This is a genomic window from Prevotella corporis DSM 18810 = JCM 8529 (assembly GCF_000430525.1).
GTDB lineage: Bacteria > Bacteroidota > Bacteroidia > Bacteroidales > Bacteroidaceae > Prevotella > Prevotella corporis.
Map to the genome: position 1 here is coordinate 34,382 of NZ_AUME01000011.1, position 20,378 is coordinate 54,759.

19 protein-coding genes are annotated in these 20,378 nt (G+C 47.8%); 12 read left to right on the top strand and 7 right to left on the bottom strand.

Annotated elements, in window-relative coordinates; translation table 11 throughout:
- Positions 1-321: 321 nt before the first annotated feature.
- Positions 322-876 carry a DUF3332 domain-containing protein gene (locus H515_RS0103690; protein WP_028901599.1) on the bottom strand — a complete coding sequence of 185 codons (555 nt, stop codon included), beginning with the start codon at positions 874-876 and terminating at the stop codon, positions 322-324.
- A gap of 144 nt (positions 877-1,020) precedes the next feature.
- The gene (locus H515_RS0103695) at positions 1,021-1,560 is read right to left on the bottom strand and encodes an LOG family protein (RefSeq protein ID WP_025875662.1); all 540 of its coding nucleotides are present in this window, start codon (positions 1,558-1,560) and stop codon (positions 1,021-1,023) included.
- A gap of 568 nt (positions 1,561-2,128) precedes the next feature.
- Here H515_RS0103695 and H515_RS0103700 point away from each other — a divergent pair.
- The 3 genes from H515_RS0103700 (at position 2,129) to H515_RS0103705 (ending at position 5,029) form a co-directional block, all read left to right on the top strand.
- Positions 2,129-4,006 carry a DEAD/DEAH box helicase gene (locus tag H515_RS0103700; protein ID WP_028901600.1) on the top strand — a complete coding sequence of 626 codons (1,878 nt, stop codon included), beginning with the start codon at positions 2,129-2,131 and terminating at the stop codon, positions 4,004-4,006.
- Positions 4,007-4,011: 5 nt separating this feature from the next.
- Positions 4,012-4,203: a hypothetical protein gene (locus H515_RS14420; protein WP_154653632.1), complete on the top strand. Its 192-nt coding sequence runs from the start codon at positions 4,012-4,014 to the stop codon at positions 4,201-4,203.
- 211 nt (positions 4,204-4,414) lie between these two features.
- Positions 4,415-5,029, top strand: a complete 615-nt coding sequence (locus H515_RS0103705; protein ID WP_025875664.1) for an agmatine deiminase family protein — start codon at positions 4,415-4,417, stop codon at positions 5,027-5,029.
- Positions 5,030-5,052: 23 nt separating this feature from the next.
- Here H515_RS0103705 and H515_RS0103710 read toward each other — a convergent pair whose 3' ends face one another.
- The 4 genes from H515_RS0103710 to rnr form a co-directional block, all read right to left on the bottom strand.
- A complete protein-coding gene (locus H515_RS0103710; RefSeq protein ID WP_025875665.1) occupies positions 5,053-5,238 on the bottom strand; it encodes a hypothetical protein in 186 nt (61 codons plus the stop codon).
- A 213-nt stretch (positions 5,239-5,451) separates the two neighbouring features.
- The gene (locus tag H515_RS0103715) at positions 5,452-6,297 is read right to left on the bottom strand and encodes a hypothetical protein (RefSeq protein ID WP_025875667.1); all 846 of its coding nucleotides are present in this window, start codon (positions 6,295-6,297) and stop codon (positions 5,452-5,454) included.
- Positions 6,298-6,318: 21 nt separating this feature from the next.
- Positions 6,319-6,966, bottom strand: coding sequence for a PAQR family membrane homeostasis protein TrhA (gene trhA / locus H515_RS0103720; protein WP_025875669.1), 648 nt, complete (start codon positions 6,964-6,966; stop codon positions 6,319-6,321).
- Between the two features lie 63 nt (positions 6,967-7,029).
- Entirely contained in the window at positions 7,030-9,348 is a 2,319-nt protein-coding gene (rnr, locus tag H515_RS0103725; RefSeq protein WP_028901601.1) for a ribonuclease R, read from the bottom strand.
- A 75-nt stretch (positions 9,349-9,423) separates the two neighbouring features.
- Between rnr and H515_RS0103730 the strand changes: the two genes are divergently transcribed.
- The 3 genes from H515_RS0103730 (at position 9,424) to H515_RS0103740 (ending at position 12,195) form a co-directional block, all read left to right on the top strand.
- Entirely contained in the window at positions 9,424-10,464 is a 1,041-nt protein-coding gene (locus H515_RS0103730; protein ID WP_025875671.1) for an NAD-dependent epimerase/dehydratase family protein, read from the top strand.
- A gap of 140 nt (positions 10,465-10,604) precedes the next feature.
- The gene (locus H515_RS12895) at positions 10,605-11,624 is read left to right on the top strand and encodes a phosphatase PAP2 family protein (protein WP_025875673.1); all 1,020 of its coding nucleotides are present in this window, start codon (positions 10,605-10,607) and stop codon (positions 11,622-11,624) included.
- Positions 11,614-12,195: an isochorismatase family protein gene (locus H515_RS0103740; protein ID WP_025875675.1), complete on the top strand. Its 582-nt coding sequence runs from the start codon at positions 11,614-11,616 to the stop codon at positions 12,193-12,195. Before H515_RS12895 ends, H515_RS0103740 begins: the two co-directional genes overlap by 11 nt.
- Here the strand turns inward: H515_RS0103740 and H515_RS14425 are convergent.
- A complete protein-coding gene (locus H515_RS14425) occupies positions 12,170-12,397 on the bottom strand; it encodes a hypothetical protein (RefSeq protein WP_154653633.1) in 228 nt (75 codons plus the stop codon). The two genes, H515_RS0103740 and H515_RS14425, sit on opposite strands and share 26 nt — an antisense overlap.
- Positions 12,398-12,814: 417 nt before the next feature.
- Here H515_RS14425 and rimP point away from each other — a divergent pair, with 417 nt between their 5' ends.
- The 6 genes from rimP (at position 12,815) to sufC (ending at position 20,319) form a co-directional block, all read left to right on the top strand.
- Positions 12,815-13,282, top strand: a complete 468-nt coding sequence (rimP, locus tag H515_RS0103745; RefSeq protein WP_025875677.1) for a ribosome assembly cofactor RimP — start codon at positions 12,815-12,817, stop codon at positions 13,280-13,282.
- Positions 13,283-13,286: 4 nt separating this feature from the next.
- Positions 13,287-14,549 (top strand): transcription termination factor NusA, encoded by a 1,263-nt coding sequence (nusA, locus tag H515_RS0103750; protein WP_028901602.1) that lies wholly within the window; start codon positions 13,287-13,289, stop codon positions 14,547-14,549.
- A 46-nt stretch (positions 14,550-14,595) separates the two neighbouring features.
- Complete coding sequence (infB, locus tag H515_RS0103755; RefSeq protein WP_028901603.1) at positions 14,596-17,529, top strand: translation initiation factor IF-2; 2,934 nt, start codon at positions 14,596-14,598, stop codon at positions 17,527-17,529.
- 161 nt (positions 17,530-17,690) lie between these two features.
- Positions 17,691-19,136 (top strand): Fe-S cluster assembly protein SufB, encoded by a 1,446-nt coding sequence (gene sufB, locus H515_RS0103760; protein WP_025875679.1) that lies wholly within the window; start codon positions 17,691-17,693, stop codon positions 19,134-19,136.
- Between the two features lie 10 nt (positions 19,137-19,146).
- Positions 19,147-19,551: a hypothetical protein gene (locus H515_RS0103765; protein WP_025875680.1), complete on the top strand. Its 405-nt coding sequence runs from the start codon at positions 19,147-19,149 to the stop codon at positions 19,549-19,551.
- Positions 19,552-19,563: 12 nt separating this feature from the next.
- Entirely contained in the window at positions 19,564-20,319 is a 756-nt protein-coding gene (gene sufC, locus H515_RS0103770; RefSeq protein ID WP_028901604.1) for a Fe-S cluster assembly ATPase SufC, read from the top strand.
- Positions 20,320-20,378: the final 59 nt, after the last annotated feature.

The window sequence follows — 20,378 nt, forward strand, 5'->3', positions numbered from 1 at the left end:
CTTTTACAAGTTGATTGCTATTGTGTTGATTTTCAGTGGCTTGCAAAACGACCTTTGAAAGAGGATGAATGGGTAAGAAAAACATCGATGAAACCGTGCTTTTTTGAATGAAAAGCACTTCCGTTGGTGCACATTTTTTCTCTGCTTGCCAAACGGTTTTCGGACTGATTATTGAGATTCTGCGTGCCCTTGCCGAGGCTTTCGCCTTGCGACGATCGAACAACTGAGCACAGTCTGCACGTATCGGGCGAACGAGAAAGGAGCAAAAACAGCCGGTTTGCCATGCTGTTCTTGCTCCTGTACCAATATTTTAGCGTTTGTCTATCGAACTGCCATGAAGTAGCTGGTGCCCGCCTGTGCCTGGCGGAGCTGATAAACGCCCATTGCATCTGGGGTGACATCAACCGTCAGACCGTTGTTGAGGAATGCCTTGATGGTTCCGTCGCCGTTGAAATGGATGAGTTTCTTCTCCTGACCATCGACATTCATGTACCAGTTGTTCTCCGTCTTGTTATAGGTAAGGTAGAACACGTCGCCGTTAGGCTTGGTTATCTCGTAGCCGTTCTCCAGATACTTCACTGCGTAGATGAGCCCATCATCGCCCTTTATGTTCTTGGTCTTGCCGATGTTCTTGGCCATTGGATTGTCACCGGTCCAAAACTCTATGGTGTTGAGCACCAATGCATCGGCCATACCTGCGAAGGCGTACGCCGGTGAGATGACGATGAATATCAATTCGTTGAGAAACTTAGAGTCGGTAGCACGCTTGTTCCAGCTTGCCAGCTTGTTAAACATAGCAAACGAACCCACGCATGAGCTCATCAACACTGTGCCTGTCATGAGGCAAACTGCTGTCTTTAATCCTTTTCTTTTCATAATGAATGTCTTTTGGGTTTATTCTAAATCGCTACAAATATACAGAATATTTTGTAAAAATAGAGTTTATGCTCCACTTTTGATATTTTTTGATTGCCTGATGGGTAGAATAGGATGTCGAAAGTCGATACTTCCGATCCGTTTTTATTGCGCTTTCTCAATCAGTTCGACCAATTCTTGTTGGTTGTTGGCTATTTGAATGTAGTTCTGATAGTTGCCTCGTATGAAGCCTCGCTCCTGTAAATCTTCGAGAAGGTTGACGAGTTGATTCCAGAAACCCTTCATGTTGTAGAGTATCACCTTTTTCTTATGGTAGCCAATGGTAGCCGATGCCGCAACGGTGAATAGCTCATCGAGCGTCCCGATGCCACCAGGCAATGCCACGAACACATCGCTGCGCAGCATCATGATGTCCTTCCGGTCTGTAAGACAGTCGCATGGTATTTCAATATCGATGGAATCGCTCTTTTTTCCACCTTCCTCGATAATCCTTGGCACAACACCTATTGTTGATCCGCCCGCATTCCGTACCGCCGTGCCAATGCATTCCATGAGCCCTATGTTGCATCCTCCATATACAAGGGTGTGTCCGTTTGCACCCATCCATTTCCCGAAATCTGCTGACAGCTGAAAGAAGTCTGGGTCGATATTCTCGTTTGCCGAGCAGTAAACTGCAATTTTCATATTATTGTGTGTTATAAACAAATGTTGTTTTGTTACCTATATACAACTTCAACATCCTTTTTTTATTGTTGTAGCAATCCAAATAATTACCGATTGCTGGTCGGTTGGAATCAAACAAGACAAGAACCGTATCGTTAATTTATATTATTTACGTTACTTTTTTCACAATTTACTTTTGCAGACAACATCTTTTTTCTTATCTTTGCACAACAATAAACAATTAGTCGTTATTAAAGTTAATTATTTGAGTTAGTAAAAAGTAAAACTTTAGGCGTAAAGGTTTAAAGTAAAATAGCATCTCGCAGTGATTGCGAGATGTTATTTTTTTATCACTACTGTGCGTAAAAACCTCCTTGTTTCTGATATTTTTAACACAAATCTTTGATTTATAGCGAGTTTTATTTGTCAGTTCAAATGCAATAATGTAACTTTGCACCCGAAAAAGAAGAAAGACGTCATCAGGTTAAGCTTGCAATTCTTCGGGAACTGTAAGCTTTTAGTGTCTTTAAGTGGGTTCGTTTGATGACAATATTTCTTTTATAATAGTTAGAAAATAAATTAAACGAATTTGAAAACATTTGAAGAATTAGGCGTAAGCGAAGAGATTCGCAAGGCCATTGATGAGCTCGGATTTGAACAACCGATGCCAGTTCAGGAAGAAGTAATCCCTTATTTGCTTGGAAACAGAAACGATGTGATTGCGCTCGCACAGACAGGGACGGGCAAGACCGCAGCATTCGGCATTCCGCTCCTACAGCGAATTAATATCGAAAGTAAGGAAACGCAAGCCGTGGTGCTCAGTCCGACCCGCGAACTCTGCTTGCAGATAGCCGATGACTTAAAAGACTTCGGCAAATACTTACCACACCTCCACATTGCCGCAGTGTACGGAGGAGCATCTATTGAGACCCAGATAAAGCAGCTCCGCCGTGGTGTGCAGATTATTGTGGCTACGCCAGGCCGTTTGATAGATTTGATGCACCGTGGCAAAGCAAAGTTGGAGAATGTGCACAATGTTGTGCTCGATGAAGCTGACGAAATGCTGAACATGGGTTTCCAAGAGAGCATCACAGAGATACTCACCGACGTGCCGGAAGACCGTAATACGCTGCTCTTTTCGGCAACAATGAGCCGCGAGGTGGAACGTGTGGCGAAAGGTTACCTGCACGATTACAAGGAGATTGTCGTGGGTTCGCGCAACGAAGGAGCAGAGAACGTCAACCATATCTACTACATGGTCAATGCGAAAGACAAGTATTTGGCCCTTAAAAGACTTGTTGACTTCTATCCGAAGATTTACGGAATCGTCTTCTGCCGTACGAAAGTGGAGACGCAAGAGGTAGCCGACAAGCTCATAAAGGACGGCTACAACGCCGAATCGCTCCACGGTGACCTGTCGCAGCAGCAGCGTGACTTGACCATGCAGAAGTTCCGCTCACATCTTACGCAACTGTTGGTAGCAACGGACGTCGCCGCCCGTGGACTAGACGTGAACGACCTGACGCACGTCATCAACTATGGCTTGCCCGACGATGTGGAAAACTACACCCACCGTTCAGGAAGAACGGGCCGTGCGGGGAAGAAGGGTACATCGCTATCTATCATTCACACCCGCGAAAGGTCGAAGGTGCGCAACATAGAGAAGATAATCGGCAAGGAGTTTGTTGACGGAACGTTACCATCGGCTGAGGAAATATGCAAGAAACAGTTGTTCAAGACCATGGACAGCATACTGAAAACCGATGTTGATGAGGAGCAAATTGCGCCTTATGTGGCAGATATCAAGCGCCAGTTTGAATATATCGACAAGGAAGACATCATCAAGAAAATTGTTACGGTCACCTTCGGCCGGTTCCTTGACTACTACAAGAATGCTCCAGAAATAGAGAAGCCATCTACAAGGCGCAGCAAAGGCGGTGATGGTCGTGGCTCACGAGGCGAGGGCAAAGGCTATCGGGAACGCTCCCGTGGACCTCGGCAGGCCGAAGCGGGCTTTACCCGCCTGTTCATCAATCTCGGAAAGACCGACGGTTTCTATCCGGGCGAGGTGATGCAGTTCATCAACAAGCATGTGCAAGGCCGTCAGGAGGTCGGACATATCGATCTATTGCAGAAGCAGAGCTATGTCGAGGTGCCTGAAAAGGATGCCAAGAAGGTAATGAATGCTCTTGATGGATTGACCTACAAGGGTCGAAAGGTTCGATGCAATGATGCCAACGAGGGCGGATCTGGCAGCAGAGGACACCGTCGGGGCAGTGACGAGCGGCGAAATGGTCGGGAAAATAACCGTCGTCAGCGTGGTTTTGATGACGATTTTATGCCACAACGCAAATACAGGAAGGACGACTGGAAAGAGCTGATGAGAGGTCAGTCGGGCCAATTGAAGGGCGAGGAGCCCGACTTCTCTGAAGAAGGGTGGGCCCGCCGCCGTCCGAAGAAGAAATAAACTCGATGTTTCTAATCATAGAGACATCCCCTTTGCAAAGTCTGTTCAGTCGAACAGGCTTTTTTGCTGTCGGGTATCCATCTCTGATAGCTGCCACACCCCACTATCATGTTTCAGCCAGTCTGCCTTCCCGATGCAAGGATAGTGTCGGACTGCACGACCGACGACCGACTGATGAATGGCGAAAAGGCGCATGAGTGATAGCAGAAAATGGTCGGCATGTTCGGTTTTGTGTACTCAATGATACCCGATGCAACGTAAAAACCTCAATTTGAAGCACTTTTTTGACCCTTTTTTCATGTTTTTGATGAATTATTGGAAAAAACTTAGGAAGTTGTTGAATTATTTGTATCTTTGCAATTAAATCTATTACTATCAGCAATTTAAACTCATAATACCCAGAACACTATGGAAAACTTGAAGGAAATTAGTTTGTCGCAAGAGATCTTTTCTTGTGAGCATTTGAATGCCAACAAGGTTTATTTCTCTGAAAAAGTATTAGACGACAACCGTATCATGCCCGTTTATCACCAACTATGCATGCTACTTGACATTTATGATGTAAAACACGAATTGAAGGAAGAGAAAAGCAAAACGATCAAGACGGTATGGCATGCCAGCAACGGCTGCGATATGTCGAGACATCACGACAGTCTTGTGCGTTACATCGGCGACAACAAAGTGCTGATGACCAACTGCGCAGAATACGATGCAGAGTTGGCTACAGCTCTCAAAGCAAAACTTGAGGCAGACGGCTATGAAGTCAAGGAACTTGCTTACGATTCGTGTACCGCCCCACGCAATTATGCCGATCATAGCTGGGCTTATATCAACTATATTCAGACCTCAAAGGTCATCATCGTTCCTATGCAGCGTGCGCAAGAGGACAAGGAAGCCCTCCGACAGATTAAGGATTGTTTCCCAAACCTTGCCGTTGTTGGAGTCTATGCCAATCCGTTCTTCAGCGATGGTGGCGAGTTCAAATGCTATAGCCAGTCAATCGTGGAAAATTCGGCTTCTTGATGACCAAAGTTATGGCTGATATACTAATTATAACAGAATGAGTATCTTGTCGGGACTGTGCTGGATTGGTCCTGACTCGATGGGAGGTGCGCTTCGTGCGTGCCTCCTTTTTCTTTCTTGTCGGTATGTCTTTTGCCAGCAGCCGACACCCTTTTGCCAACCGTTCCGCCCGTGTATGGTCGCAGGCGAGCAGAGGCAAGGTCGGCCATGATTGTCAAATATTTTCTCAGACGTCGAACGAAACCTAATCTATTACAAGGCGAAAGGTTATCTATCGCAAGGTGAGAGGTGAGCTTTCACCATGCGATTGATGACCTTTCGTAGGGTGATTTCTATCGTCTTGAAAATCAAACGATTGTAAATTTGATTGGAATAACTGGTTTGTAAAATTTTTTCCAGTGGTGTTTCGTTAGAAAATGGAATTAGTATTCCACCATTTTCCCCCATGCCTTCTTGACGCTACTCTCCAATTCTGGAACCGATTTGGGAATAGAAAAAGTCCAATCGTGGTTCTTTTTCTTCTTGATTCTCCTCATTTCTTTTTCCGAAATCACAGTTTTCTCCGTCACAAAGAACTCGCTGTACACGTCAATCCGCTCATCTTCGTCCTCCCCTCGGTAATGAGCAAGATAAGTCTGGTGCTTGCTGCTCGACAGAATCTTGTCGAGCGTGTAGGCAGTGTTTGAGGTTAGATAAGTCTCACTCTCATCGAATCGGGTCATACGGGCCACGATACCATACATTTTCAGTTGGCTCATGTCAATCTGATGCTTGTTCTGTCCCATGAGATTGTCAATCTCCACCGTGGTGGTGCCCACCAATTGCCCGTCAACCTTCTGCTTCTGTGTATAGATTCTTCCGCATTTGTCAGCCCATCGATAGACGTCGCCATTGTTTCGGGTGGAATAAACATCGCTTTTGATACTCTCAATTAACGTGACCGACTCAAGATTGGGCATATTCATCCGAACAAACGTGTCGTCGCCATTGGCCTGTGGTGCCTTGCGGCGGCGCTCTCCGAAAAACTTCCGACCAATGAACACCGATCTCTTCCTGGCTCTGTCGTCAGCTTGCGCCTGTGAACTGGGTGGATTGGAGAAGGGAGCATACATCTCCACCATACCGTCAACGAAGTAACTGAGCATGGAATTGGTGGCCTGATAGACGCGATAGTAGCCTTTCAGACGCCAAAACTGTTGCTCCTGCGCATGAAGAGGGATTGAAATGTAGAGAAAGAGTGCAGCGATGCTAATGCCGAGTTGCTTCATTCTGAATTGTTTCGGTTGTTGTTAGTTGATAATCTGCCACACGGCTACCAAGTGGCAGATGGTGCCTGATAGGACAAAGAAATGGAATACTGTGTGCATGTACTTGCGTTTGTGCAGCGAATAGAACACAGCACCTGTGATGTACATCACCCCTTCTGCGATAATCCATCCCACTGTGGAGAAATTAATGGCATGTAGCAGTGGTTTGAAGGCCACGAGCACGGCGAGTCCCATGCCCACGAACGTGATAGTCTCAAGATTGCTGTGGTCTTTCAGCTTGTGAAACGACGAAATGGTGCCCAAAATGGCAAAAATCCATACGAAAGCAAATAGTCCCCACCCCCAGAACTGCTCGTACAGCAAGGCGATGAGGGCTATTGGGGAATACGATCCTGCGATATGCCAGTAGATGGCTGCGTGGTCGAATTTCCGGAGGATAAGTTTCCACCGAGATTGCGGTGGCAGACTGTGGTAGGCGGTCGAGGCTATGTAGCTGCCCAGCATGCCAAAGAGATAGAGAACGACACAAAATGCCGACCAATGGTTGTCTTCCCGAAGGCAATGGGTCAGGAACACGGCACCGCAGATGACTCCCAGTAATACGCCTCCTGCGTGACTCCAAGTGTTCCAGAGCTCTTCTTCGTGTGTGAAGTATGGTTTCTTTTCCATTTCTTTTGAATGACGGATGGCTCAACGCAGTGTCTGGCGGACGTTGGCTGGCCTAACGTCACGTTATCTTCTGCGTCTTTTGCCGCCTTTTGCCGCCTTCGACTTGTTTTTACCAGCAGTTTTTCGAGCCGTTTCGTCAGCCGGGTGATTGTTGTGGCCCATCTTCCTGTTGGTCTTCTCCTCGTCGTCGTCAGCCAGTGTGAAGTCAAGTTGCTTGCGTTCCAGATTGGCCTTTGCCACTTGGATTCTGATAGGGTCGCCCAGTTGATAGACATGGTGGCGGCGACGGCCGACAAGACAATAGTTTTTCTCATCGAAGTCGTAATAATCATCGTCCAAATCGCGCATCGGAATCATGCCTTCGCAATGGTTTTCGTCAATCTCGGCATAAATTCCGTAGCTCTGTATGCCACTGATATGTGCGTCGAAGCATTCGCCCAAGTGCTCTCCCATGAACTCGACCATCTTGTATTTGATGGAGTCGCGTTCGGCATTCTGAGCCACTTGTTCCATGTCAGAGCAATGTTCGCACTGCTCTTCTATGTAATCTTGGTTGGCTGAGCGCCCGCCTTGTTGGTAACGGGTGATCAGTCGGTGGACCATTGTGTCGGGATAACGGCGGATGGGCGATGTGAAATGGGTGTAATAGTCGAATGCCAGACCAAAGTGCCCGATGTTGTGGGTGGTGTATTTTGCCTTCATCATTGACCTCAGGGCAATCGTCTGGATGACTTTCTGCTCCTTTTTGCCCTCCACTTCGTCCATCAGGGCATTCAGCGCGCGTGCCGTAGCTCCCTTGGTGCTCGACGATTTCAACCTATAGCCGAACTTAGCGGTGAACTGCCTGAGATTTTCGAACTTCTGTGGGTCGGGATTGTCGTGCACACGGTAGGGCAGAGTCTTGGATTTCTTGCCACGAGCGACCTTCCCTACACTCTGCGCAACATATCGGTTGGCCAGCAACATGAACTCCTCGATGAGTTTGTTGGCATCCTTCGACACCTTGAAATAGCAGCGTGTGGGCTTGCCTTTCTCATCAATGTCGAAGTGAAGCTCCTCTGAATCGAACTTCACACTTCCGTTCTTGAAGCGCTGTTTGCGGATAATCTTGGCCAGTCGGTCAAGTGTGATGATTTCTTCGGCGAACTCCCCTTTGTAGCCACTTGCCCCCGGAGCTGGCGCAGGTTCGCCTTTGCCGTCAATCACTCCGTTGTCCTCAAGCAGTTGCTGAGCTTCCTCATAGGCATAGCGGCGGTTGCTCTTGATGATGGTATGGACAATGCGATAGCTTTTCACGTTGGCGTCGTCATCAAGGTTGAAGATTACGCTGAAAGTCAGCTTCTCTTCGCCAGGGCGCAGTGAGCAAACGAAGTTGCAAAGGCGCTCTGGCAGCATTGGGATGGTGCGGTCAACGAGATAGATGGAGGTGGCGCGTTTCTGTGCTTCCTTGTCTATGATGTCGCCCTCCTTGACGTAGTGCGACACGTCGGCTATGTGAACACCTACTTCCCATAACCCATTCTCAAGCTTTCGAATAGACAATGCGTCGTCAAAGTCCTTTGCATCTTTCGGGTCGATGGTGCAAGTCCAGACGTTGCGGAAGTCCTCGCGCTCCGAGAAATCTTTCTCGGTAATCTCTCCGCTGATCTTTTCGGCGGCATCCTCGACTTTTTTCGGATACTTGTATGGCAGACCGTATTGCGCTAGAATAGTGTTCATTTCCACATCGTTATCTCCTGCGCGTCCAAGCACATCGATGACTTCACCGACGAGGTTCTTGTGACTTGCATCGGGCCACTTTGTGATTCTGACCAGTGCACGGTCATCAGTCTGTCCGCCATTTAAAGCCTTCTTGGGGATGATGATATCGTGAACAAAGAGGTTCTCTTGTGTTACGAGGAATGCAATGTCTGTCTCCACTTGCAGGCGTCCCACGAAAGTTTCCTTCTTCCTTTGCAGGATTTCGATGACCATTGCCTCCTTGATATGGTTGCGACGCCGTGCAAGGAACTGTACTTTCACACGGTCGCCGTTCAGTGCTGACATAGAGTTTCGTTCAGAAACGAAGATGGGAGTTCCGCCGTCGTCAGGTTGGAATGAGTTCTTGCCGTTCGATTTCCGAATAAAGACACCCTCTTGCACCTGTCCTTTGGTGTTGAGCGAATAGGCATATTCGCCCACTTTGGCAAGAAAGTCGTCCCAGGCCATCTCCTCCATGATGTCAATGGCCAGCATTTTCTGTGGATGAGTCGTCAGTTTCAGGGCGCGGAAGACCTGCTTAAAACTGAAAGTCTCTTCGGGTTGACTCTGGAAAAAGCCCGTCAACTTCTCGTAAAGTTGAGCTTTGTTCAATCGTTTTCCACCTTTCTTTTCTTTTCCCATAGTAAATTGCACTTTGATTATAGACACAAAGTAACAAAAAAGTTTGTATCTTTGCAAGCGTTTCACATTATTTTAATGAAAAAGATTTTAATAACAGGAGCATCGGGGTTCATCGGCTCGTTCATTGTTGAGGAGGCTTTGCGTCTAAATATGGAGACTTGGGCAGCCATTCGCCCCACTTCCTCGCGCCGATACCTACAGGATTCGCGCATACATTTCATCGAATTGGACTTCTCGTCTGAGGAAAAGCTCCGCCAACAGTTGGAACCGCATCAATTCAACTATATCGTCCATGCTGCGGGCGTTACCAAATGTTTGCATAGCGAGGACTTCTATCGCATCAATACTGAGGGTACGAAGAATCTTGTCCAAGCAGTCAGGTCGCTCGACATGCCCTTGGAACGGTTCGTTTACCTGTCAAGTCTAAGCGTGTTCGGAGCCATCCGCGAGCAACCGCCCTACCATGATATCAAGGAGGACGACAATCCTAACCCTAATACGGCATACGGCAAGAGCAAGTTGATGGCCGAAAATATTCTTTTCTCGACAGTCGGTGAGGACAAGAGTGACGGAACGCCAGCCGATGGCTGTGCCAAGTCTTTTCCCTTCGTCATCTTGCGTCCGACGGGCGTTTACGGTCCGCGTGAAAAAGACTATTTTCTCATGGTGAAATCCATTAAGGAACACACCGACTTCGCTGTGGGATTCAAGCAGCAGGACATCACTTTTGTGTATGTGAAGGACGTCGTTCAGGCGGTGTTCTTGGCCCTGCGGAACGGAAAGAGTGGCCGGGCATATTTTCTTTCCGATGGAAAGGTCTATCAGAGCAGCACGTTCAGCAACCTCATACGGGAGCAGCTCGGACATCCTTGGTGGATTCGTATCACCGCACCGATATGGCTTCTGCGTGTCATCACTTTCGTCGGCGACCTCGTCGGACGGCTCACGGGCAGGCAGACACCGCTCAACAACGACAAATACATGATCATGCGACAACGAAACTGGCGCTGTGATATAGGTCCAGCCATCGACGAGTTGGGCTTCCGCCCCGAATATGACCTCGAACGGGGTGTGAAGGAGACCGTTAAATGGTACAAAGACAACAAATGGATTTAGAAACGCCAAGATGTCAGGAGACTTGAATCGGATTCCTCTGACCGCATACTTGTTCTGTTAGATGCACGGATGCACAGCCGAATGAGACGGACAGTCGGGCCAAGCAAGACCTCTCCCAATACTTCAGACAACAATCAACTATGCAAGAATTTATAAAAAAACTTTTTCAACTTGAGAAAAAACCGCTCAAAGGTCTCATGGCACTTGAGTGGGCCATGCTGGCGTACATGCTGTTTACGCTCATCCTCACCTTCTTCCTTTACACAAAGATGGAGAATCCGCAAGCAATGATTCTCGGACGACTGCGTGTTCTGGCCATGACCGCAGCCCTGTGGCTCGTCTATCGCATCTTTCCCTGCCGGCTCACCCGTTTTGTGCGCGTCGGAGCGCAGCTGGGGCTTCTGGCATGGTGGTATCCCGACACCTATGAATTCAACCGTCTGTTCCCCAATCTCGACCACTTGTTTGCGCAATGGGAGCAAAACTGGTTCGGCATGCAACCAGCCCTGCTCTTTTCCAAAGAGTTGCCCGACGTCATTTTCAGCGAACTCTTCGACATGGGCTATGCGGCATATTACCCGATGATAGCACTCACCGTTTTCTACTATTTCATCTGGCAGTACAAGGAGTTCGAACGTGTGGCGTTCATCATGCTCGCATCGTTCTTTATCTATTATGTCATCTTCATTTTCATTCCTGTCGCAGGTCCGACCTTCTACTATAAGGCCGTTGGAATAGAGAAAATTACGGCCGGAATTTTCCCCAATATACACGATTACTTCAATCACCATCAGGATTGCTTGCCCAGTCCAGGGTTCACCGATGGCTTTTTCTATCGTCTTGTCGAGGATGCCAAGGCTGCTGGTGAACGTCCGACGGCTGCTTTTCCCAGCTCACATGTGGGAATCAGCACCATTTGTATGCTCCTGATGTGGCATTCTGGCAACCGGAAGCTACTTTGCGCACTCGCTCCGTTCTACTTCTTGCTCTGTTGTGCTACGGTCTATATACAGGCTCATTATCTTGTGGATGCCTTGGCTGGAGTCGTTTCCGCTCTGTTGGTCTATATCCCGTTGTTCTATTTCAGCCGCAGCATGGTAAAAGTAGAGGAGAAAAAGCGTGTAAGCTCAAAATCAAAACCCCTGAAGTATGGAAAATAAGAGACTACTACTCATCATTGACCCACAAATCGACTTTATCAGCGGAACGCTGCCAGTGCCCAATGCTGGCGAGGCCATGGCGGAACTGGCACGATACGTGGCCAACCAAGGCAGCAACTATGCCACAATCGTTGCGACAACCGACTGGCATCCCTATCACCACATGTCGTTTGCAAGCGAAAACGGACCGTGGCCAGTGCATTGCGTTCAAAATTCGATCGGGGCAGCTCTTCCCGACGACCTCATAGATGCCTGCAGCAACAGCGGTTGTCCGTTTGTCGTCCTCCGTAAGGGTAATTCCGCCGATCGTGAGGAGTACTCCATCATGCAGAACGCAGCGTCCGCAGCGCTCCTCGACGAGATAATCGGCAAGGAAGGTATAACGGAGATACACGTCTGTGGACTGGCTGGAAACATCTGCGTGCTGAACACGCTCAGAGACCTGGTCGGAAAATATGGCAAGGCTATGTTGCGAGTGCTCGCAGATTACGCACCTTCCCTCGACGACGGAACGGAACTTGCGCAGTATCTCAGCGAGAACGGTATCATGACACTGCGTTCCAGAATGTAATCCATTCTTTTTTTTGTAAAATAATTTCACAACCGATTACCGAAAGCTGACCTTTCTCCATGCGATAAGTCAGCTTTTGCGCTTCAATAGCTGACCTATCAGCCAATGATAGCTTATCTTTTAAAGAGCAAGACCTATCCGGCTGGAAGTCAGTGTCTAATGGAAGAAAGTTCTGAAAGATGGGATTGTAAATATTTTTCATGTTTTTCTTATTTCGCTCGGCTTAGTGATAATCAATCGCTCATTCAACCGCACGTTCACAATTTGGTGATTGCAAATATGATTTCCTACTCTCCATTCATTGCCACCGTCATCAAGGGTAGGCTCATTTTCCGTTCCTTCATGCCATTTTATTATCCCCCCTTCGGCTAAAAGTGCAAGTCAGATCAGTCATATAGTCCGCAGCGCCCATTCGCTCGCTAACACTTTGTTCTTGAAGGAAAAGTAAAAGCAGACAAGATCAATTACCTGAATCCGCCTTAAACTATTACAATCTAATGAATATTTACGCAAAAATGCGGATTTTTTTTTGATATTCTCAATTTTATTTGTATCTTTGCAACGTTCAGTGGAATGAGGGGCTTTTCGGAAGTCCCTCATTTTTCATATTAAAACGCGTATGATAGATAAAAACGTTGTAAGAAAAATCGTTGACGAGTGGTTAGAGGACAAGGATTATTTTCTCGTTGACATTCAGCTGAGTCCCGACGGCAAGATTGTCGTTGAAATAGACCATGCCGATGGTGTGTGGATCGAGGACTGCGTAGAATTGAGCAAATTTATAGAGGAACGTCTCTCACGCGACGATGAGGACTACGAGCTTGAGGTGGGTTCTGCCGGATTGGGGCAACCTTTCAAGGTTCCGCAGCAGTACATCAACTTCATAGGCAAGGAAGTGGAGGTGCTCGACAAGGACGGAAAGAAAGTGAAGGGCATCCTGAAGAGCGTTGACGGCAACGACTTCGTGGTGTCGGTCAATGAAAAAGTGCAGGTAGAGGGTAAGAAACGTCCAGTGAAGATGGATGTTGACCATGCCTACAAAATGGATGAGGTAAAATATACAAAATATATAATAAGTTTCAAGTAAAGCTATGGCAGCAAAAAAAGAAGAAGAACGTCCGAACATGATCGAGACTTTCAAGGAGTTTAAAGACACCAAGAGTATCGATCGCACGACGTTGATAAGCGTGCTGGAGGAGAGTTTTCGTAACGTGATTGCCAAGAATTTTGGTTCAGATGAGAACTTTGACGTTATCGTCAATCCAGACAAGGGCGACTTTGAAATCTACCGCAACCGTGTCGTTGTTGCAGACGGCGAGGTGCAGGATGAAAATAAGGAAATCAGCTTGACAGATGCAAGGAAGATAGAGTCGGATTATGAGGTGGGTGAAGAGGTTTCGGAAGAAATCGACTTTGCGAAGTTCGGCCGTCGTGCCATCCTCAACCTGCGTCAGACCCTCGCATCAAAGGTGCTGGAGCTTGAACACGACTCCCTGTACAATAAATACAAGGATCGTGTGGGGCAGATCATCTCTGGTGAGGTCTATCAGACATGGAAACGCGAGGTGCTGCTCGTAGATGAGGAGAACAACGAGCTGATTCTGCCAAAGGGCGAGCAGATTCCGCGCGACATGTATCGCAAGGGCGAGACCATTCGTGCCGTCATCTTGCGTGTTGACAACGAGAACAACAACCCGAAGATTATCCTCTCGCGCACTGCACCGGAGTTCTTGGAGCGCCTGCTTGAGGCTGAGGTGCCCGAAATCAGCGATGGGCTGATAGCTATCAAGCGCATTGCCCGTATGCCGGGTGAGCGTGCGAAGATAGCCGTTGAGAGTTACGACGACCGCATTGACCCCGTGGGTGCATGTGTCGGAGTGCGTGGAAGCCGTGTTCATGGCATTGTACGCGAACTCTGCAACGAGAACATCGACGTAATCAACTGGACCGACAACACCAAGTTGTTCATTCAGCGCGCATTGTCGCCAGCCAAGGTGAGCAGCCTGATGGTTGACGAGGAGAATAAGAGGGCTGAAGTGTATCTGCAGCCAGAAGAAGTGAGTCTGGCAATCGGACGAGGCGGTATGAACATCAAGTTGGCAAGTATGCTGACGGGCTACACCATCGACGTGTTCCGCGAGCTCGACGAACAGGAGTCAGAGGAGGATATCTACTTGGATGAGTTCTCTGACGAAATCGACAGTTGGGTTATCGACGCCATCAAGAACATCGGTCTCGATACAGCTAAGCAAGTACTGAACGCTCCTCGTGAAATGCTGATTGAAAAAGCCGACCTCGAAGAAGAGACGGTGGATAACGTATTGAACATATTAAAAGCAGAATTTGAGGGTTGATCGGCAACCGATGAACCTTGCAATCAAAAAAGAAAGATAAATATTAATGAGCATCAGATTAAACAAAGCAATTCGAGAACTGAATATAGGTCTCCAAACGGCAGTGGAGTTCCTGGAAAAAAGACAAGACTTGGGTGAGGTTAAGGACGACCTTAGCTTCAAGCTCAGCGATGAACAATACCAAGCGCTGGTGAAGGAGTTCAAGGGCGACATGGCTGTGAAGACCGATGCCGTCAAGATATTCCAGAAGAAGCAGAAGGAAAAAGAACACACACCAAAGTCAGTTGAGCACAAGGCTGAGGATATCCTTAGAAAGGATAGACCACAGTTCAAGCCTATAGGCAAGATAGATCTCGACCAGCTGAACAAGCCGGCCGCTAAGTCTGCTGCTACAAAGTCAGCTGATGCCAAGGAAGCGGGCGCTGCCGTAAGCCCGAAGGCAGAGGTGAAAACTGAAACAAAGGTGGTTGAGACTCCAGAGACGGTGGAGACGAAGGTTGAAAAAATAGTTGAGCCAACCCCAGTGAAAGAGGAACAACAGAAAGAGCCTAAGGCTGCGGTTACTGAACCAGAAAAGCCCAAAGCTGAAAGTAAGGAAAAGGTGGAGGAAAAGCCCACGAGGGTTGAACCAGAGAATAAAGAACAACCTGTGAGCGAGACGCCGAAGGTGGAGGCTCCAGTTCAAGAGAATGTCTTAGAAACTGAAAAAAACAAAAAGGAAATGGAGTCCGACAACAGTGGCATCTTCCAGACCTCTCATGAGAAAAAGATGCTCAACCAGCCGAAGGTGAATGTCTTGGGTAAGATTGACCTGAGTTCGCTGAACCAAAGCACAAGGCCTAAGAAGAAAACCAAGGAGGAACGTCGCAAAGAACGCGAGGATAAAACTGCCCAGAAAGCACAGGGCAAGAAGAAACGCGTGCGTATCAACAAGGAACGCGTCGATATCAATGCGGCAGCTAATCAACAAGGTGGAAGGCCTGGCTTCGGTAAGAAAAACAATAACAATAACAATAAAAACAATGCCGGAACAGGAAAACGCTCTCGCAACAATCGCAATCAGAGACCATTGGAAGTCGATGATGAGGCAGTAGCACGTCAGGTAAAAGAGACGCTTGCACGTCTGACCAGCAAGACGCAGAACAAGAAAGGTGCGAAATACCGCAGAGAGAAGCGCGATGCTGTTCAGGAACGCTTGAGTGCCGAAGCAAAGGCAGAACGCAAGGAGAGCAAGACGCTGAAACTGACGGAGTTTGTGACTGTTTCGGAATTGGCAACGATGATGAACGTTCCGGTGACAAATGTCATCTCAACCCTGATGTCTGTTGGTATCATGGTATCCATCAACCAACGCCTCGACGCTGAGACCATCAATCTGGTGGCTGAGGAGTTTGATTACAAGACGGAGTATGTCAGTGCTGAGGTACAGGAAGCCGTCAGCGAGGAGATTGACGACGAGAATGACCTTGTTACACGTGCCCCTATCGTAACGGTGATGGGCCATGTTGACCACGGTAAGACTTCGTTGCTCGACCATATCCGCAGCACCAATGTGATTGCTGGTGAGGCTGGTGGCATTACGCAGCACATCGGGGCCTACGGTGTGACGCTGGCCAATGGCCGTAAGGTTACTTTCCTTGATACTCCAGGTCACGAAGCCTTCACTGCCATGCGTGCCCGCGGTACTCAGGTGACCGATATCGCCATCATTATCATTGCAGCCGATGACTCGGTGATGCCTACCACTAAGGAGGCGATTGCCCATGCGCAGGCTGCTGGTGTGCCAATGGTGTTCGCCATCAACAAGATCGATAAGCCAGGAGCTAATCCTGATAAGATACGCGAGGACTTGAGCCAAATGAATTTGCTCGTTGAGGAGTGGGGCGGAAAGTACCAGTGTCAGGAAATCAGTGCGAAAAAGGGCATTGGCGTAGCCGACTTGCTCGACAAGGTATTGCTCGAAGCCGATATGCTCGACCTGAAGGCTAATCCAAACCGCAAGGCGACGGGAACAATCATAGAGTCATCGTTGGACAAAGGCCGTGGCTATGTAAGTACGGTACTTGTCTCCAATGGTACTTTGAATGTCGGCGACATTGTGATTGCCGGTACATCATGGGGCCGAATCAAGGCAATGTTCAACGAACGCAACCAGCGCATCGAGAAAGCTGCCCCATCTGAACCTGCTATCATCCTCGGATTGAACGGTGCTCCTACAGCTGGCGATACCTTCCATGTGATGGAAACAGAACAAGAGGCACGCGAGATAGCCAATAAGCGCGAGCAGTTGCAGCGCGAGCAGGGCTTGCGTACGCAGACACGATTGACACTTTCTGATATTTCTCATCGCATCGCACGAGGCGAGTTCCACGAAATGAACATCATCGTGAAGGGTGATACTGACGGCTCAATCGAGGCTCTGTCTGACTCGTTCATCAAACTGTCAACTGAAAAAGTGAATGTGAATGTCATTAACAAGGCGGTAGGACAGATTTCAGAGAACGATGTCATGCTGGCGGCTGCATCTGACGCGATTATTGTAGGCTTCCAAGTTCGCCCGTCGGCTGATGCCCGTAAGCTCGCCGACCGAGATGGAGTTGAAATCAACACCTATTCTGTCATCTACGATGCCATCGACGATGTCACTTCGGCCATGGTTGGTATGCTCGACAAGGTGAAGAAGGAGGTTGTTACTGGTCAGGTTGATGTGCAACAGGTGTTCAAGATTTCCAAGGTGGGTACTGTAGCTGGTGGCCTTGTTACCGAAGGAAAGGTGCATAGCAAGGACAAGGGCCGCATTATTCGCGATGGTATTGTAATCCATACGGCACCTATCAGTGCGCTGAAGCGGTATAAAGACGATGTGAAGGAAGTTGTAACAGGATTGGAATGTGGTATTTCGCTTGTCAACTTCAACGATATACAGGCCGGTGACGTGATTGAGACGTTCACCGAGATTGAAGTAGAGCAGAAACTATAACGTACCAACCGCCTCTCTTCTCCGAAAGGAAAAGAAAGGCGGTTCGTGCCTGATGGCAACAATTGTGACCATTGTGCTCGTTGGCATGCTATTTGTTCCTGTGTGATGTGTGTAAAGGTCTTGTCAGACTCCTTCTGATAGGATCGCAAAGGTAAAAAGTAATGTCAGAAAAAAAGAATAACGAGTATGTAAAGAAGGTGGCCGAGCAGAAATACGAGTTCGGATTCACAACTGATGTGCATACCGACATCATTCCGAAAGGTCTGAACGAGGACGTCGTCAGACTCATTTCGCAGAAGAAAGGGGAGCCAGAATGGCTTCTCGATTTTCGTTTGAAGGCCTTTCGACATTGGCAGACGCTTGAAATGCCGACATGGGGGCATTTGCATTTGCCAGAGATAGATTATCAGGCTATTTCCTATTATGCTGATCCATTGGCAAAGAAGCCAAAGAACAAGGAAATGGATCCTGAATTAGAGAAAACTTTTGATAAACTGGGCATTCCCCTTGAGGAACGTTTGGCACTCAGTGGGACCGCCGTTGATGCCATCATGGATTCCGTATCGGTGAAGACTACTTTTAAGAAACAGCTTGCTGAGAAAGGCATCATTTTCTGTTCCATCGGTGAGGCGGTGAAAGAACATCCCGAACTGATTAGGCAGTATCTTGGTACGGTTGTCCCATATAAGGATAATTTCACTGCAGCCCTTAATTCAGCAGTGTTCAGCGATGGCTCGTTCGTGTATATTCCTAAGGGTGTTCGTTGTCCGATGGAGCTAAGCTCTTATTTCCGTATCAATGCAATCAATACTGGACAGTTCGAGCGTACTCTTATCGTTGCTGACGATGATTCATACGTTAGCTACCTCGAAGGGTGTACCGCTCCTATGCGAGACGAGAATCAATTGCATGCTGCCATCGTGGAAATCGTGGTGCTCAACAATGCGGAGGTGAAGTATTCGACTGTTCAGAACTGGTATCCTGGTGATGAGAATGGTAAGGGTGGAGTGCTCAACCTTGTGACAAAACGCGGTGATTTGCGAGGTGTCAACTCCAAACTATCGTGGACGCAGGTTGAGACAGGTTCTGCAATAACATGGAAATATCCATCATGTATTCTCCGTGGTGACAACTCGCAGGCTGAGTTCTATTCGGTTGCCGTGACAAACAACTACCAAGAGGCGGACACCGGTACGAAAATGATTCACATGGGCAAGAATACCAAGAGCACTATCATCTCCAAAGGTATTTCTGCTGGGCACAGCCAGAACTCGTATCGTGGTCTTGTTCGTGCTACTCCCAATGCCGATAATGCGCGAAACTACAGCTCCTGCGACTCACTGCTTTTGGGTTCGGAATGCGGTGCACATACATTTCCATATATGGACATCCACAACGATACGGCCATTATTGAGCACGAGGCCACCACTTCTAAGATTAGTGAGGACCAACTCTTCTATTGTAATCAACGAGGCATCCCTACCGAAGACGCCATAGGTCTAATAGTCAACGGATATGCAAAAGATGTGCTGAACAAACTCCCAATGGAATTTGCGGTAGAGGCTCAGAAACTCCTATCGGTAACTTTGGAAGGAACGGTCGGATAATTATCAGAATATGAGAAAGATAACGATACTTGCAGCTTGTTTGCTTTTCGCTTTGATGTCGCAGGCTCAGTCATGGGATCTACAACCTTGGCAAAAGTATCTGATTTCAGAGAGCGTCAAGGTTGACACCATTAAGCAAGGCAATTCTCTTCTTTCGGTAAAGTTGAATTCCCCTCAGCCCTATGATACTAGACTCTTTCGCTGTACGACCAGTGCCACCTTTGACAAGGCACTGCCCAAATTCAAGAAACTCAAAAAGAGTAATTTCGGAGACGGCAACAGCGAGTCCATGTTTGAAGAGCAGGACAGACAAAGGGAAATGGAGAGGATAGCCCGCGAAGGCTACACCAAGTCAGATTTGATATGTGATATCCTGTCGGATATTGTGAATATCTTCCTACTTAAAAGTAAATAAAACAAGAACATTATGTTAGAAGTTAAAGATCTGCATGCTACGATTGCAGGAAAAGAAATATTAAGGGGCATCAATTTGACCATCAACGATGGTGAGATTCATGCTATCATGGGCCCAAACGGCTCTGGAAAGTCAACTTTGAGTGCCGTTCTCACAGGCAATCCCCTCTATGAGGTTACAAGTGGTACGGCGTTCTTCAATGGTAAGAATCTTTTGGAAATGAAACCAGAGGATCGTGCTCATGAAGGGCTGTTTCTTTCGTTCCAATATCCAGTGGAAATCCCAGGAGTCAGTATGACCAACTTCATGAAAGCCGCCATCAATGCCAAGCGCAAATACGAGGGGTTGGAGCCTTTGAAGGCTGCTGAGTTCCTGAAACTGATGCGCGAGAAGCGCGATTTGGTGGGCTTGGACTCAAAACTCTCACACCGTAGTGTCAACGAGGGATTCTCAGGTGGCGAGAAGAAACGCAACGAAATCTTCCAAATGGCCATGCTTGAGCCAAAGTTGAGCATTCTTGATGAGACCGATTCAGGGCTCGACGTGGACGCCATGCGCATCGTGGCTGACGGTGTGAATAAGATGCACAATGAAACGACGTCCGCAATCGTCATCACCCATTACGAGCGTCTGCTGGATATGATCAAGCCGAACGTCGTTCACGTTCTCTATCAAGGTCGAATCGTCAAGTCAGGCGGCCATGATCTTGCCAAAGAAATTGAGAAACGCGGTTACGACTGGATCAAGGAAGAGGTAGATGGCAAATAATCAGTAGGGAGTTTGACCGTTAATGGTTGGCAACTTACTGAAAGAATCAGCACCCTTGG

Bases quoted from the DNA above. Each gene is read 5' to 3' on its own strand.
- H515_RS12895 (WP_025875673.1), top strand. From the start codon at position 10,605: ATGCAAGAATTTATAAAAAAACTTTTTCAACTTGAGAAAAAACCGCTC.
- trhA (WP_025875669.1), bottom strand. From the start codon at position 6,966: ATGGAAAAGAAACCATACTTCACACACGAAGAAGAGCTCTGGAACACT.
- rnr (WP_028901601.1), bottom strand. From the start codon at position 9,348: ATGGGAAAAGAAAAGAAAGGTGGAAAACGATTGAACAAAGCTCAACTT.
- sufC (WP_028901604.1), top strand. From the start codon at position 19,564: ATGTTAGAAGTTAAAGATCTGCATGCTACGATTGCAGGAAAAGAAATA.
- H515_RS0103710 (WP_025875665.1), bottom strand. From the start codon at position 5,238: ATGGCCGACCTTGCCTCTGCTCGCCTGCGACCATACACGGGCGGAACG.
- rimP (WP_025875677.1), top strand. From the start codon at position 12,815: ATGATAGATAAAAACGTTGTAAGAAAAATCGTTGACGAGTGGTTAGAG.
- infB (WP_028901603.1), top strand. From the start codon at position 14,596: ATGAGCATCAGATTAAACAAAGCAATTCGAGAACTGAATATAGGTCTC.
- nusA (WP_028901602.1), top strand. From the start codon at position 13,287: ATGGCAGCAAAAAAAGAAGAAGAACGTCCGAACATGATCGAGACTTTC.
- H515_RS0103730 (WP_025875671.1), top strand. From the start codon at position 9,424: ATGAAAAAGATTTTAATAACAGGAGCATCGGGGTTCATCGGCTCGTTC.
- H515_RS0103715 (WP_025875667.1), bottom strand. From the start codon at position 6,297: ATGAAGCAACTCGGCATTAGCATCGCTGCACTCTTTCTCTACATTTCA.
- H515_RS0103695 (WP_025875662.1), bottom strand. From the start codon at position 1,560: ATGAAAATTGCAGTTTACTGCTCGGCAAACGAGAATATCGACCCAGAC.
- H515_RS14420 (WP_154653632.1), top strand. From the start codon at position 4,012: ATGTTTCTAATCATAGAGACATCCCCTTTGCAAAGTCTGTTCAGTCGA.
- H515_RS0103765 (WP_025875680.1), top strand. From the start codon at position 19,147: ATGAGAAAGATAACGATACTTGCAGCTTGTTTGCTTTTCGCTTTGATG.
- H515_RS0103705 (WP_025875664.1), top strand. From the start codon at position 4,415: ATGGAAAACTTGAAGGAAATTAGTTTGTCGCAAGAGATCTTTTCTTGT.
- sufB (WP_025875679.1), top strand. From the start codon at position 17,691: ATGTCAGAAAAAAAGAATAACGAGTATGTAAAGAAGGTGGCCGAGCAG.
- H515_RS14425 (WP_154653633.1), bottom strand. From the start codon at position 12,397: ATGAAAAATATTTACAATCCCATCTTTCAGAACTTTCTTCCATTAGAC.
- H515_RS0103690 (WP_028901599.1), bottom strand. From the start codon at position 876: ATGAAAAGAAAAGGATTAAAGACAGCAGTTTGCCTCATGACAGGCACA.
- H515_RS0103740 (WP_025875675.1), top strand. From the start codon at position 11,614: ATGGAAAATAAGAGACTACTACTCATCATTGACCCACAAATCGACTTT.